This is a genomic window from Aeromonas sp. sif0611, from assembly GCF_019218845.1.
In the GTDB taxonomy this organism is placed as follows: domain Bacteria; phylum Pseudomonadota; class Gammaproteobacteria; order Enterobacterales; family Aeromonadaceae; genus Aeromonas; species Aeromonas media.
Genome location: NZ_JAHUWU010000013.1, coordinates 41,476 through 54,834 on the forward strand (window position 1 = coordinate 41,476; position 13,359 = coordinate 54,834).

A 13,359-nucleotide genomic window follows, 5' to 3' on the forward strand; every position below is an offset into this window, starting at 1 on the left:
GACAAAAAGATGTTAGAACTTCGCAACGTATCGACCCACTACGGCAAGATCCAGGCGCTGCACGACGTCAGCGTCGAAGTAAAAGAGGGGGAAATCGTCACCCTGATCGGCGCCAACGGCGCCGGCAAGACCACCTTGCTGATGACACTGTGCGGCGAACCCAAGCCCAGCAGCGGCAGCATCTGGTTCGAGGGGGAACAGATCAACACCCTCAGCACGGCCCGCATCATGCGCAAGGACATCGCCGTGGTGCCGGAGGGGCGCCGCATCTTCGCCCGCCTGACGGTGCAGGAGAACCTGCTGATGGGTGCCTTCTTCGTCGACAAGGCCGAGCAACACGGCCTGCTGGATCAGGTATTCACCCTGTTCCCGCGCCTGCACGAGCGGCTGGAGCAACGCGCTGGCACCATGTCCGGCGGCGAACAGCAGATGCTGGCCATCGGCCGCGCCCTGATGAGCAAGCCGCGCCTGCTGCTGCTGGACGAACCCTCCCTGGGGCTGGCCCCCATCATCATCCAGCAGATCTTCGACACCATAGAGCAGCTGCGCCAGAAGGGGATGACCATCTTCCTGGTGGAGCAGAACGCGAACCAGGCGCTCAAGCTGGCGGATCGGGGCTATGTGCTGGAAAACGGCCGGGTGGTGCTGCAGGACACCGGGGCGGCCCTGCTCGCCAACCCGGCAGTGCGCCAGGCCTATCTCGGCGGCTGATCATGAGCAGGGCAGAGAAAGCGCCGGACAGACACAGTTTCTGGCACGACCCTGCCCTGCCCTTCATCGAGGCGCGGGCGGTGCAGGATGGCCGCCACGTCTGCTACGACAAGCACAGCCACCCCCACTTCTCCATCGGTGCCATCACCGGCGGCCACAGCCACTACCTCAATCAGCGCAGCAGGCAGGAGGTCGGCCCAGGCTCCCTGGTGCTGATGAACCCGGAAGAGGTGCACGCCTGCAACCCCATCGCGGATCAGCCCTGGTCCTATCTGATGTTCTACCTCGATACCGACTGGCTGCGCAGCCAGCAGGAGGAAGCGGGACTTGGCAGCGAGTTCAGGCCCTTCGACATGACGGCAAGCCGGGATCCCCTGCTCTACCAGGGTTTGCAGCACCTCCATCACCAGCTGGTGCAAGGGCCGGATCCCCTGGCCCGCGAGGTGGCCTGCCACCTGTTCAGTCGCCAGTTGCTGGCCAGGCTCACCCCAGCACGCTGGGACGATCGCCCGCCCCAGCACCTGCAACGGGCTGCCGAGCTGATGCAGGACGACAGCGCCAGCCCCCTCAGCCTGTCACAGCTGAGCGCGGTGGCCGGGCTCACCCCCTCCCACTTCGTGCGCGCCTTCAGCCAGCATTACGGCATGACCCCCCACGCCTATCTGCTGGATAGACGCATCCGCCACGCCCGCACCCTGCTCAGGCAGGGGCAGCCCCTGGTCGAGGTCGCCCTGGCCAGCGGCTTCGCGGATCAGGCCCACTTCCAGCGCCAGTTCAAACGTCGGGTCGCCGCCACCCCGGGCCAGTACAGGACCCAGCTCACCCGTCAGGCTGAACGCACCAGATAGGCGGCGCTGAGCAGCAACAAGAGCGCCATGGCCCGGTTGAACCAGCGCAGTCGGCGAGGCACGAGCAGCAGCCCTTGCATGCAACTGCCGGCATAGGCCCAGCAGGCGATGGAGCCGAGGCAGATCACCAGATAAATAGCGGTAAACAGGGCGATCTGCTCCACCCCGCCCGCGACCCCATAGGCCCCCATGCCCATGCTGGCCGCCAGCCAGGCCTTGGGATTGAGCCACTGCATCAGGGCCCCGTACCAGAAGGCGGGGGGCGCCCCCTCGACCCGCTCCAGTTGCCCCCTGTCCACCAGCAGTTGCCAGGCCATGTAACAGAGAAAGAGCACGCCGCCCCAGTGTATGGCGTCCGCCGCTACCGGCCAGCGGGACAGGGCACCGCCGAGGCCCAACCCCATCAGCAAGAGCAGGAAAATGAAGCCGAGGGTCGCCCCCACCACGTGGCGCAGGCTGGCCGGGAAGCCGTAACGGGCGCCGGTGCCGAGGGCGACCAGGTTGACCGGACCGGGGGAGATGGACATGGCCAGGGCAAACCCGGACATGGACAACAACAGACTGATTTCCATGGATGATGCTCACGCAAAGGATTGAGCCACCAGCCTATCCGGCCCGCCCAAGCCGATATTGAAGGAAATTGCGATCCTGCGGCACATGGCAAGGCACATTGCGGACTTAGCGCCGGCCCCGGCTTGCGGTAAACTGGCCCTCAATCATCTATTTGCAGGACATCTCAATGGACCAGTTTGCCCATATCAGCGCCCAGGATGCCCACCAGAAGCTGGAGGCCGGTGAGGCCCGTCTCGTGGACATTCGCGATCCCCAATCCTTCGAGACGGCCCACGCGGTCGGCGCCTTCCACCTCACCAATGGCACCCTGGTTCGCTTCATGAACGAGGTGGACTTCGACACCCCGGTGATCGTGATGTGCTATCACGGCAACAGCAGCCAGGGGGCGGCCCAATACCTGCTGCAACAGGGCTATGACGCCGTCTACAGCCTGGATGGTGGCTTCGAGGCCTGGCGCAGGGAGTTCCCGATCCAGGCAGGCGACGCATGACAGGGGGGGGCCACTCCTCCCCGGCCGGCATGATCCAGCTGCTGGTGCTAGGGGACGCCCGCATGGCCCAGGCGCTGGTGGACTACCTCGCGACCCTCGGCATCCCGTGCGAGCTGACCCAGTCCGAGCTCGGCGTCTCGGTCTGGCTGGCGGACGAGCGGCGCCTCGCCCAGGCCCAGCAGGAGGTGAAGCGCTTCCTCGCCGAGCCCAATCACCCCCGCTACATGGAGGCCTCCTGGCAGTCCGGCCGGGCGGATGCCCGCATCGACTACAGCAAGGGGATGACGGATCCGGTCACCGATTTTCTGCATCAGGCGGGCCCCCTGACCCTGGTGGTCATCATCGCCTGCCTGGCCATCTATGCCCTGGATGCCATAGGCCTGCCCATCTTCGATGAGCTGGCGTTCCACCCGACCCTGGCCCAGTTCACCGACTGGCAGGCCTGGCGCTACGTCACCCCGGCCTTCATCCACTTCTCGGTGCTGCACCTGGTGTTCAACCTGCTGTGGTGGTGGTATCTCGGCGGCCAAATCGAGCAGCGGCTCGGCAGCGGCAAGCTGTTTATCCTGCTGCTGGTCGGGGCCGCGCTGCCCAATATCGCCGAGTTCTTCGTGAGCGGCCCGCGCTTTGGCGGCCTCTCCGGGGTGGTCTATGCCCTGCTCGGCTACAGCTGGCTGCGTGCCAGACTGCAGCCCGCCTGCGGCCTCACCATGCCGCCGGCCCTGATGGGTTTCATGCTGATCTGGCTGGTACTCGGCTTCTTCGACATGCTAGGCACCCCCACCGCCAATATGGCCCATCTGGTGGGTCTGCTGGTCGGCCTGCTGCAAGGCTGGCTGGACAGGCATCACAGGCCCGTTTGAAGCGTTGTTGTCGGCAGGGTGTCCAGCAATGTGCCGCAGCCTGCTGCCACAGTGTTTCGCCAGAAAACAAAACGCCGCCCCCAGGGGCGGCGTTGTTATTGGCCGACAGGCTTACTGCTTGAGCAGGCTGGCGTCGGTCACCTTGACCATGGCGCCATCGCTCGCGAAGAAGCTGCCGAACTGGGTCTGCATCTCGGTGGTGACGGCGCCGGTAGGATCGAAGTTCTCGTCCGGTGCCAGCAGCGAGCTGTGTCCCCCCGCCAGGAAGCGGGCAGCGTGGTGGTTGGCCGCGCCGGTCGCGCTCAGGGGTTGCAGGGCCAGTACCTTGAACAGCGGCTCGGTGCCACCCAGGGGGGCGGTGGCAATGCTGTTCGGGATCACCCGATCCGACAGGCTCAGGGCGCCGTCTCCGACAATCTCGGTGGCGAACAGCGGGAAGTCCGCCGCTATGCCGCGACCAAGGTTGATCGGATCCGCCGAATCCAGCACCGACTGAGCTGCAAAGCTGTAGCTCTGCAGGGTACCGGCCGCGCTCGCCTGAGTGGTTGCATCCAGGCTCGGCAGGAACTCGTTGACGAAGCAGGTCGGCACCGCGGTCTTGCAGTTCGGCGCATAGGCGGTGAAGGCCGTCTTCAGGGCGGCACTGCTACCGGTGAGCACGCTCATCTGGATGGTCGGGCCAAAGGTCGGCGAGTTCAGCAGTAGCGGGGCGATGCCGCCCCCCGGCATCGCCAGACCGCCGGTGTCGAACTTGAACAGGGCATCGGCCTGGGGATTGCCGATGGACTGGTTGGCCACCGCCAGCAGGTTGGCGCCCGCGATGGCACCCAGGGAGTGACCCAGGAAGTGCACCTTGAGGCTGCCTGCGGTGCCGATGGCTCCCTTGGCATTGGCCAGCCCCACCGCCAGACGCAGGCCCAGCAGATCCGCCACGCTCTGTTTCAGGTTGTCGCGCGCCACCGTCAGGTAGCTCAGGTTCAGATAGGGGGTCGGGTTCTTATCCGTGGTGACCGAGTCCATGCTGCCGGTCAGGGCGAAGCCGCGCTCACCGTGCAGCGGATGGTCGATCACCACCACGGCCACGTTCTTGCTCGCCTGGGCGCCGGCACCGATCTGGCCAAGCGCCAGGGCGTAGGCGTTCTCCTTCACCGAGGTGACGCCGTGCTGATAGATGATCACGTCTGTGATGGCTGTCAGCGGCGCGGCGGCGAAGATCCGCATCGGCACGGACTGCACCTCTTCCAGCGCTGGCAGCGGGTTGAAGCGGCCTATGTTCATCTCGGGATCCAGTGGCTGGCCGCCGGAGGTGAGGGTCACCCCGATCAGCTTGCTCGCCTCCGCCAGCAGCTCGGCCTGACGGCTCGGATCGGCGATGAGCTCGCCCAGCAGGGCCGGATCCACACCGGCGCCCACCAGGCCGCCGATCACCTCGGCATCCTGTGCCTTCAGCGCATTGGCGATGGCATAGAGGCTGGGGATGGCGCCGTGCCAGGACTGGGTCCTGGCCTTGTCCCAGGAGCCGGCGGTGGCCGGGGAGGAGAGGAAGTAGGGCAGCTTGACGGTGCCGCTATAAACCTTGGCAGCCTGCGCCAGGCCGTTGAGCGGGGTGCCTGGGCCAAAGGCGGCGGCAATGGCATCCTTCTGCTCCTGGGGCAGGAACTGCTCGGCTTCCAGCTGGGTCAGGAAGGCGGCGTTTGCCGTCACCCCCAGGGTGTAGGTGCCGGGCAGGCTGGTGTTGCCCAGGGCATCCTGCTTCCACAGGGCGGCAGCGTCCAGGGTCGGGCTCTTGAGTACGGAAGCGGCCGCACCCTTCACCGCCACCAGCACGTCGGCACCGGACTGGGTACCGAACCAGTCGGAGAAGATCACGTGGTCGCTGGTGATGCCGGTGGCAGCCTTGAACAGCCCTTCCTGCAGCGCGATCAGGCCGCTGATGGTCTGCTCCTGGGCATTGCTGCCGGTGCTGGTCTTGTAGTTGCTGTAGTCGCTACCCGGTCGCAGGGGGTTGCCGCTGCTGTCCTTGAGCGAATCGGTCGCCACTATCATGTAGTAGGAAGCCGGATTGAGCGGCTTGAGCGGCACCAGGTTCAGCTTGCCCGCCGACTCGGCGACCACGAAGTCCACCCCGTAGGTCAGCACCTTCTTTACGCCACTCGGGCGCAGGGCGGCGCTGTCGAACTCCAGCTCCAGCAGGTAGAGCGGGGCCACCGAGGCACCGAATTCGGCGGCGGACGGCGCCTTGACCGTGATGCCTGAGGCCGTCACGGGCACTATCTGGATCGCCTGGGTAGTGGACCAGCCATCCAGGGTGGAGAGGGCGGAGACTGGATTGGAGAGATCGGCCGTTTCGGTCGAGAACTTCAGGGTGCCGTCACTGGCACGGGCGGCCAGGGCGCTGGGGCGCGCCGCATTGGTGCCGCTCAGCAGATAATCGAGATAGCTTGAGGTATCGCCTTTGTTGTCGTCACTGCCACCACAACCGCTCAGCAGCGCACTGACGACGGCCGCGTAAATTAGCTTCTTTTTCATATCCTTATCTCTTTTATGTTGTTATCCATGATGAGCCTGACGGGGTAGGGTCCAAACCCGACCGAGTCATATTAACAGCAACGCAACAATTAATAAGCCTCTGGTCGGTCATCTGATCTGATTTTTTTGTGTACAACATCAAGGAACTGGAATTGAACCCCGACGAGAAAGGGTAGCAGCCTTACTGTTATCGCCAGACCCGACCAGAGCCTTTCAGGGCCAGTGGCGCAAAAAGCCGCCCCGATCTCGGCAAAGAGAGGGATTTGTCGGTAGAATGGCGCCATTGCTCAAGGAGAACCCCATGATCGACCCGAAAAAACTGGAAGAGATCGCCAAACAGATACACAACGCCCTGCCGCCCGGCATTCGCAGCATGGGTGAAGAGGTGGAGAAGAAGACCCGTCAGGTGCTGCAGGCCCAGCTGGGCAAGCTGGATCTGGTCAGCCGCGAGGAGTTCGACGTGCAGACCAAGGTGCTGCTGCGCACCCGGGAGAAGCTGGCCGCCCTCGAGGCCAAGCTGGCCCAGCTCGAGCAGCAGCTCGGCGCCAAGGGCGAGTAATCCGGCTCGACGTCCCGTCGGCACATAAGACAAACCCCAGCCTGGCTGGGGTTTGTTGTTTCTGGCTCACCGAAGAGACTGGTGAATCGCCCTCGGCTAGCGCTCAGATAAATTCGTAGGCGTCGCCGAAGATGCGCTCGGGCTCGGCACCCAGCACCTTGAACTCCTCACGAGCGGCACCCGCCATCTCGAAGCGACCGGCCACATAGATGTCGTAGTCATGCAGACTGACGAAGTCATCCATGATGGCCTTGTGCACCAGGCCGGTCTTGCCGGTCCAGTCCGCCTCAGGCTCCTGTACCACGGGGATGAAGGTCAGCGGCGCATAATCGCGTTCCCACTGCTGCATCTGCCCCTGCTCATAGAGCCAGTGCGCCTGGCGCACGCCCCAGTAGAGGAACACAGGGCGCTTGCTGCCGGTATCGATCAGATACTCCAGGATGGCACGGGCGTAGGAGAAGCCGGTGCCGCCTGCCATCAGGATCAGGGGGCGTGGCGATTCGTCACGCAGGAACGCCTTGCCCGCCGCCAGTTCGATCTCGATTTCTCCCTGCTCGCGCATGCGGGCCAGCACCTGACCGGCGTAGGCATTTTCCGGGGTGGCACCGATCTGCAGCTCCAGCACACCGGAGCGGGTCGGCGAGTTGGCGATGGAGAAGGGGCGCTTGTCCGAATCGCTCATCACCACCAGCAGATACTGGCCAGGCTTGAAGCTCACCGCTTGCTGCGGCGTCAGGGCCACGTGCCAGATGGTGTTGACATATTCGCGCAGTTCCTCTACGCGGCACTTGATACGTTGCATTCTTGTCCTTGTGAGGGGCCTGCCCGGCCCGCTTCGCTCATGGTTTCACTGTTTTTATGGCGACCAGTTGGTGGTCAAGTCAGTCGAGCATACCCAATTCGGCACGGCAATACCGCACTTTTGCGTCGGTATGGCCGCCAGCCCGGGTGGATCGCTCAGTCGAGGATCTTCAACTCGTCCCAGATCCCGTCGATCTTCTGCTTCACCGCCTCGTCCTGGACGATGGGCTGACCCCACTCACGGTTGCTCTCCCCCGGCCACTTGTTGGTGGCATCCAGCCCCATCTTGGAGCCGAGCCCCGAGACCGGCGAGGCGAAGTCGAGGTAGTCGATGGGGGTGTGTTCGATCAGGGTGGTGTCCCGCGCCGGGTCCATCCGGGTGGTGATGGCCCAGATCACGTCCTTCCAGTCCCGGGCGTTGATGTCGTCGTCGCAGACGATCACGAACTTGGTGTACATGAACTGGCGCAGGAAGGACCAGACCCCCAGCATCACCCGCTTGGCATGGCCGGGATAACGCTTCTTGATGGTCACCACCGCCATCCGGTAGGAACAGCCTTCCGGTGGCAGGTAGAAGTCCACGATTTCGGGGAACTGCTTCTGCAGCAGCGGCACGAACACCTCGTTCAATGCCACTCCGAGCACCGCCGGCTCATCGGGTGGACGGCCGGTGTAGGTGCTGTGATAGATGGCGTCACGACGCATGGTCATGTGGGTGATGGTGAACACCGGGAACTCGTCCACCTCGTTGTAGTAGCCGGTGTGATCCCCATAGGGGCCCTCGGGCGCCATCTCGCCCGGTTCCAGATAGCCTTCCAGCACGATTTCGGCGCTGGCGGGCACCTCGAGCTCGCAGCTCAGGGCCTTCACTACCTCGGTGCGGCTGCCGCGCAGCAGGCCGGCAAACGCATATTCGGAGAGGGAATCAGGCACCGGCGTCACCGCGCCGAGTATGGTCGCAGGGTCGGCGCCGAGGGCCACCGCCACCGGGAAACGCTCACCCGGGTGGGCCTCCTGCCACTCGCGAAAATCGATGGCGCCGCCGCGGTGATCCAGCCAGCGCATGATCAGCTTGTTCTTGCCGATCTTCTGCTGGCGGTAGATGCCGAGGTTCTGGCGCTTCTTGTAGGGGCCACGGGTGATGGTCAGGCCCCAGGTCACCAGGGGCGCCACATCGCCAGGCCAGCAGTGCTGGATCGGGATCTGGTCCAGATCCACCGCATCCCCCTCCAGCACCACCTGCTGACAGGGGGCCGAGGAGAGCCGCTTGGTCGGCATGTTGAGCACCTGCTTGAAGATGGGCAGCTTCTCCATCAGCTCCTTGAGGCCGCGGGGCGGCTCTGGCTCTTTCAGGTAGGAGAGCCAGACCCCGACCTGGCGCAAGGCACCGACGTTGGGCTGGCCCATGCCCATGGCGACCCGATCCGGGGTGCCGAACAGGTTGGTCAGCACCGGCATGGAGTAACCTTTGGGATTCTCGAACAGCAGGGCCGGGCCGCCCGCACGCAGGGTGCGGTCGCTGATCTCGGTCATCTCCAGATAGGGGTCTATCTCGCGGCTGATGCGCTTGAGCTGTCCGGTTTGTTCCAGCTGCGCGATGAAATCACGCAAGTCCTTGTATTTCATGCAGGTACCCTAGCGGGATCAGGAGGTTCCGCATTATAACCCTGGCCGCGCATCCGGTGTACCCGTATCGGGCAGCATCACGGACGAGGTGTGACGTCGCTCCTGCCGGGTAAGCCTGTCTGCCAGCTGGCCCAGCAACCTGGGCTCGTCCATCTGCAACAAGAGACCGGCCACCAGGCCGCCATATTGATGCTTGCCGAGCTCCGCCAGCAGATATTGCTGGGCACCGTCCGGCAGCGGTGAAAGCCGGCTGAGCTGCTGCAAGGCGGGGATCATCAGCCGCCCGTTGCGGCTGGCGGCGATCAGCAGATCGCTCGCCTCCTGGCCGGTATGGAAGCGGGAAATGGAGTGCAGGGCCGCCAGGCTGTCGTGATCCACGGGCTGGCGCCACAGCTTCAGATACAGTGCGGTGTCGCCCGTCCGTTCGATGAGGTGCAGCAGCAACTGGTTGTCAGGCAGGAAGAGATTGAGGGAGGCGAGTCGGCCGGCCTCGCGCCGCAGCACTGGAACGGGCTGGTCATCGAGCACGGCCAGCAGCGCCTGTTGCTGCCGGGCCAGCTCAGGGTTGCGGCTGTAGTAGAGCTGCTTGTAATCGAAGCGGTTCTGCTCCAGCAGTTGGCGGTAGTTGTCCTGCCAGGCCAGTTGCTGCCAGTGGCTGAGCACCAGCCGGGCCTCGGCGGCAAAATCATAGGCGGGCAGCTGGACCAGGAAACCGTCCACCTCCCCCTCCACTAGCCATTGCGGCGCCTTGGCGGCCTGCGCCCGCACCCAGGCCAGCAGGGCGGGACTGGGGGCATTCGAGGACTTGAGCCCGCTCAACAACTGATGCAGCAAATACTCCCGCTGCCCCACCGACAGGGTCTCGAGCAACGAGTCCATGGCATCAAACTGCCCGAGCGCCATGCGGCCGTCCAGGTACGCCCGGTGCCCCTCCAGTCCCTCGTCCGCCACCAGGGGAGCCTGCAATTGCGGCGGGGTATCGGCATGCGCCGGGGCAACCAGCCACAACCAACCCATCCATATGAACAACACCAGCTTCATGACGTCCCTTTCCTTGTGACATCGAGGCTACATACTACTAAGCCAGCCGTGAAATAGATAAACAAAAACCGCGACCTGGGCCGCGGTTCTGTCATTCCAAGATGCAGTTATTTCTGCTGACGCTTCATGGAGTCGAAGAATTCGTCGTTGGTCTTGGTGGCTGCCAGTTTGTCGATGAGGAACTCGATGCTGTCGATCTCGCCCATGGGGTGAATGATCTTGCGCAGTATCCACATCTTCTGCAGCTCGTCCGGCGCGGTCAGCAGCTCTTCCTTGCGGGTGCCGGAGCGGGTGATGTCGATGGCCGGGTAGACGCGCTTCTCGGCAATCTTGCGCGAGAGGTGCAGTTCCATGTTGCCAGTACCCTTGAACTCTTCGTAGATGACTTCATCCATCTTGGAGCCGGTATCGATCAGCGCGGTGGCGATGATGGTCAGGCTGCCGCCTTCCTCGACGTTACGGGCCGCACCGAAGAAGCGCTTCGGACGATGCAGGGCGTTGGCGTCCACACCACCGGTCAGCACCTTGCCCGATGACGGGATGACGGTGTTGTAGGCGCGCGCCAGACGGGTGATGGAGTCCAGCAGGATCACCACGTCCTTCTTGTGCTCGACCAGGCGCTTGGCCTTCTCGATCACCATCTCGGCAACCTGGACGTGACGGGAGGCAGGCTCGTCGAAGGTGGAAGCGATCACTTCACCCTTCACCATGCGCTGCATCTCGGTCACTTCTTCGGGACGCTCGTCGATGAGCAGAACGATCAGTTCGCAGTCCGGGTGGTTGTAAGCGATGCTCTGGGCGATGTTCTGCAGCAGCATGGTCTTACCGGCCTTGGGCGGTGCGACGATCAGGCCACGCTGGCCTTTACCAATCGGGGAAGCCAGATCCAGCACACGAGCGGTGATGTCTTCGGTAGAACCGTTGCCACGCTCCATGCGCAGACGCTCGTTGGCGTGCAGGGGAGTCAGGTTTTCGAACAGGATCTTGTTGCGGGAGTTTTCCGGACGGTCGTAGTTGACGTCATTGACCTTGAGCAGGGCGAAGTAGCGTTCACCCTCTTTCGGTGGCCGGATCTTGCCGGAGATGGTATCACCGGTACGCAGGTTGAAGCGGCGGATCTGGCTCGGGGAGACATAGATGTCATCCGGGCCTGCCAGATAGGAGCCGTCTGCGCTGCGCAGGAAGCCAAAGCCGTCGGTCAGGATTTCCAGCACACCGTCGCCAAAGATATCCTCGCCACCCTTGGCGTGCGCCTTGAGGATCGCGAAGATGATGTCTTTCTTGTGCGCCCGAGCCAGATTTTCCAACCCCATGGATTCGCCAAGCTGTACCAGCTCGGACACAGGAGTGTTCTTTAATTCAGTCAGATTCATAGTGGTGAAAGTCTGTAAGCAAGGATTGAAATGAGGAGACAGTCTGCTGGATTGATGCTGATCGGATTTGACTTGCCAGGCTGCTGTTAAGCAAGGAGTCAGGCAAAAAGGTTAGCAAACGAGCGATAAACTAGCACCAATCGGGATGAGCGTCTAGGTGATAAAACACAAGGAGCGCATTATTGCAATGCGCTCCTTCTTGATTATTACAGGTTACCGTCCAGGAACTCTTTCAGCTGAGTCTTGGACAGGGCGCCGACCTTGGTCGCTGCCACTTCGCCATTCTTGAACAGCAAGAGGGTCGGGATACCGCGAATGCCATACTTGGGCGGAGTGTCGGCGTTATGATCGATGTTCAATTTCGCCACGGTCACGCGACCGGCATATTCTTGGGCGACTTCGTTCAGGATCGGGGCAATCATCTTGCACGGACCGCACCATTCAGCCCAGAAATCGACCAGAACGGGGCTGTCGGCTTTGATTACATCGGCCTCGAAGCTGGCATCGCTCAGCTGAACAATCTTGTCACTCATCTCCAACTCCAGTCAGTAATTAAGGCTTTATTGATGGTTCAACAAAGGCAATAGTTGCCCTATTTGAAATGATCCTGTTTATTATTGCAAGCCTAACCTGATAACCTACCGCCATGAGCAAAACACATCTAACGACCGAAAAATTCGCCCAAATGGGCCTCGAACCCGAAGTTCTGGCTGGTCTGGAATCAAAGGGATTTCACTATTGTACGCCCATCCAGGCACTGTCTCTGCCGCTGCTGGTAGAAGGCCATGACCTCGCCGGTCAGGCCCAGACGGGGACCGGCAAAACCCTTGCCTTCCTGGCCGCGACCTTCAACTATCTATTGACCCATCCGCTGACCAGGCCGCGCCTCGTCAACCAGCCCCGCGCCATCATCATGGCCCCGACCCGGGAGCTGGCGGTCCAGATCTACAACGATGCAGAAGGCATGTCCGCCTCCACCGGGCTCAAGCTCGGCCTCGCCTATGGTGGCGAAGGCTATGACAAGCAGCTGGCCGTGCTGGAACAGGGTGTCGACATCCTGATCGGCACCACGGGCCGCATCATCGACTACTTCAAGTCCAATGTGATCGATCTGGGCAACATCCAGGTCGTGGTGCTGGATGAAGCGGATCGCATGTTCGATCTCGGCTTCATCAAGGACATCCGCTTCCTGTTCCGCCGCATGCCGCCCGCCACCGAGCGTCTGAGCATGCTGTTCTCCGCCACCCTCTCCCTGCGGGTGCAGGAGCTGGCCTACGAGCACATGAACCACCCGGAACACGTGCAGATCGAGCCGGAACAGATGACGGGCGTGCGGATCAAGGAGGAGCTGTTCTACCCCTCCAACGAAGACAAGATGCTGCTGTTGCTCTCCCTGATGGAAGAGGAGTGGCCGGAAAAAGCCATCGTCTTCGCCAACACCAAGCATGTCTGCGAAGACGTGCATGCGTGGCTGGAGAACGACGGCCATCGCGTCGGCCTGCTGACCGGTGACGTGCCGCAGAAGAAGCGGATGAAGATCCTGGAAGACTTCACCAAGGGGACGCTGGACATCCTGGTCGCCACCGACGTGGCTGCCCGTGGTCTGCACATCCCCGACGTGACCCATGTCTTCAACTACGACCTGCCCGACGACGCCGAAGACTATGTACACCGCATCGGTCGTACCGGTCGTGCCGGCAAGAGCGGTCACTCCATCAGCCTGGCCTGTGAAGACTATGCCTTCAACCTGCCGGCCATCGAGGAGTACATCCACCACCCCATCCCGGTCAGCAAGTACGATCGTGAATCCCTGCTGGATGACGTAACCGCCCCGAAACGGGTGTTCCGCAACCGCCAGCCGGTGAACCGCAACATGCGGGATCGCCAGGGTGGTGGCAACAGCAACAACCGCCGCCGTCCGCCACGCAAGAACTGAGGGACTGGC

13 protein-coding genes are annotated in these 13,359 nt (G+C 62.8%); 6 read left to right on the forward strand and 7 right to left on the reverse strand.

The features are described 5' to 3' along the window. Window positions 1-9: 9 nt before the first annotated feature. Window positions 10-711 (forward strand): ABC transporter ATP-binding protein, encoded by a 702-nt coding sequence (locus KW824_RS20025; RefSeq protein ID WP_005330014.1) that lies wholly within the window; start codon window positions 10-12, stop codon window positions 709-711. Between the two features lie 2 nt (window positions 712-713). Continuing rightward, entirely contained in the window at window positions 714-1,559 is an 846-nt protein-coding gene (locus KW824_RS20030; RefSeq protein WP_218410829.1) for an AraC family transcriptional regulator, read from the forward strand. Here KW824_RS20030 and KW824_RS20035 read toward each other — a convergent pair. Continuing rightward, entirely contained in the window at window positions 1,538-2,131 is a 594-nt protein-coding gene (locus KW824_RS20035; RefSeq protein ID WP_256351439.1) for a LysE family translocator, read from the reverse strand. The genes KW824_RS20030 and KW824_RS20035 overlap by 22 nt on opposite strands. Before the next feature lie 167 nt (window positions 2,132-2,298). On the opposite strand from KW824_RS20035, the gene glpE reads away from it, so the two are divergent. Together glpE and glpG are read left to right on the forward strand one after the other, a co-directional pair. Continuing rightward, the gene (glpE, locus tag KW824_RS20040; protein WP_005330007.1) at window positions 2,299-2,622 is read left to right on the forward strand and encodes a thiosulfate sulfurtransferase GlpE; all 324 of its coding nucleotides are present in this window, start codon (window positions 2,299-2,301) and stop codon (window positions 2,620-2,622) included. Window positions 2,623-2,651: 29 nt separating this feature from the next. After that, complete coding sequence (gene glpG, locus KW824_RS20045; protein ID WP_218410842.1) at window positions 2,652-3,485, forward strand: rhomboid family intramembrane serine protease GlpG; 834 nt, start codon at window positions 2,652-2,654, stop codon at window positions 3,483-3,485. A 111-nt stretch (window positions 3,486-3,596) separates the two neighbouring features. Here the strand turns inward: glpG and KW824_RS20050 are convergent, their stop codons facing one another. After that, window positions 3,597-6,014 (reverse strand): VolA/Pla-1 family phospholipase, encoded by a 2,418-nt coding sequence (locus KW824_RS20050; RefSeq protein ID WP_218410830.1) that lies wholly within the window; start codon window positions 6,012-6,014, stop codon window positions 3,597-3,599. 301 nt (window positions 6,015-6,315) lie between these two features. Here KW824_RS20050 and KW824_RS20055 point away from each other — a divergent pair, with 301 nt between their 5' ends. Beyond that, window positions 6,316-6,573, forward strand: a complete 258-nt coding sequence (locus KW824_RS20055) for an accessory factor UbiK family protein (RefSeq protein ID WP_041206692.1) — start codon at window positions 6,316-6,318, stop codon at window positions 6,571-6,573. 103 nt (window positions 6,574-6,676) lie between these two features. Here the strand turns inward: KW824_RS20055 and fre are convergent, their stop codons facing one another. The 5 genes from fre to trxA form a co-directional block, all read right to left on the reverse strand. Next, window positions 6,677-7,375, reverse strand: coding sequence for an NAD(P)H-flavin reductase (gene fre, locus KW824_RS20060; protein WP_218410831.1), 699 nt, complete (start codon window positions 7,373-7,375; stop codon window positions 6,677-6,679). 155 nt (window positions 7,376-7,530) lie between these two features. After that, a complete protein-coding gene (gene ubiD / locus KW824_RS20065; RefSeq protein WP_005328898.1) occupies window positions 7,531-9,000 on the reverse strand; it encodes a 4-hydroxy-3-polyprenylbenzoate decarboxylase in 1,470 nt (489 codons plus the stop codon). A gap of 33 nt (window positions 9,001-9,033) precedes the next feature. Next, window positions 9,034-10,041: a hypothetical protein gene (locus tag KW824_RS20070; RefSeq protein WP_218410832.1), complete on the reverse strand. Its 1,008-nt coding sequence runs from the start codon at window positions 10,039-10,041 to the stop codon at window positions 9,034-9,036. A 107-nt stretch (window positions 10,042-10,148) separates the two neighbouring features. Further along, on the reverse strand, window positions 10,149-11,414 hold the full coding sequence (gene rho, locus KW824_RS20075; protein ID WP_010672370.1) for a transcription termination factor Rho: 1,266 nt from the start codon (window positions 11,412-11,414) through the stop codon (window positions 10,149-10,151). Window positions 11,415-11,620: 206 nt separating this feature from the next. Further along, window positions 11,621-11,947, reverse strand: a complete 327-nt coding sequence (gene trxA / locus KW824_RS20080) for a thioredoxin TrxA (protein ID WP_025328829.1) — start codon at window positions 11,945-11,947, stop codon at window positions 11,621-11,623. 113 nt (window positions 11,948-12,060) lie between these two features. Here trxA and rhlB point away from each other — a divergent pair, with 113 nt between their 5' ends. Further along, window positions 12,061-13,350 carry an ATP-dependent RNA helicase RhlB gene (gene rhlB / locus KW824_RS20085; protein WP_042648688.1) on the forward strand — a complete coding sequence of 430 codons (1,290 nt, stop codon included), beginning with the start codon at window positions 12,061-12,063 and terminating at the stop codon, window positions 13,348-13,350. Window positions 13,351-13,359: the final 9 nt, after the last annotated feature.

Bases quoted from the DNA above. Each gene is read 5' to 3' on its own strand.
- KW824_RS20025 (WP_005330014.1), top strand. From the start codon at position 10: ATGTTAGAACTTCGCAACGTATCGACCCACTACGGCAAGATCCAGGCG.
- KW824_RS20030 (WP_218410829.1), top strand. From the start codon at position 714: ATGAGCAGGGCAGAGAAAGCGCCGGACAGACACAGTTTCTGGCACGAC.
- KW824_RS20035 (WP_256351439.1), bottom strand. From the start codon at position 2,131: ATGGAAATCAGTCTGTTGTTGTCCATGTCCGGGTTTGCCCTGGCCATG.
- glpE (WP_005330007.1), top strand. From the start codon at position 2,299: ATGGACCAGTTTGCCCATATCAGCGCCCAGGATGCCCACCAGAAGCTG.
- glpG (WP_218410842.1), top strand. From the start codon at position 2,652: ATGATCCAGCTGCTGGTGCTAGGGGACGCCCGCATGGCCCAGGCGCTG.
- KW824_RS20050 (WP_218410830.1), bottom strand. From the start codon at position 6,014: ATGAAAAAGAAGCTAATTTACGCGGCCGTCGTCAGTGCGCTGCTGAGC.
- KW824_RS20055 (WP_041206692.1), top strand. From the start codon at position 6,316: ATGATCGACCCGAAAAAACTGGAAGAGATCGCCAAACAGATACACAAC.
- fre (WP_218410831.1), bottom strand. From the start codon at position 7,375: ATGCAACGTATCAAGTGCCGCGTAGAGGAACTGCGCGAATATGTCAAC.
- ubiD (WP_005328898.1), bottom strand. From the start codon at position 9,000: ATGAAATACAAGGACTTGCGTGATTTCATCGCGCAGCTGGAACAAACC.
- KW824_RS20070 (WP_218410832.1), bottom strand. From the start codon at position 10,041: ATGAAGCTGGTGTTGTTCATATGGATGGGTTGGTTGTGGCTGGTTGCC.
- rho (WP_010672370.1), bottom strand. From the start codon at position 11,414: ATGAATCTGACTGAATTAAAGAACACTCCTGTGTCCGAGCTGGTACAG.
- trxA (WP_025328829.1), bottom strand. From the start codon at position 11,947: ATGAGTGACAAGATTGTTCAGCTGAGCGATGCCAGCTTCGAGGCCGAT.
- rhlB (WP_042648688.1), top strand. From the start codon at position 12,061: ATGAGCAAAACACATCTAACGACCGAAAAATTCGCCCAAATGGGCCTC.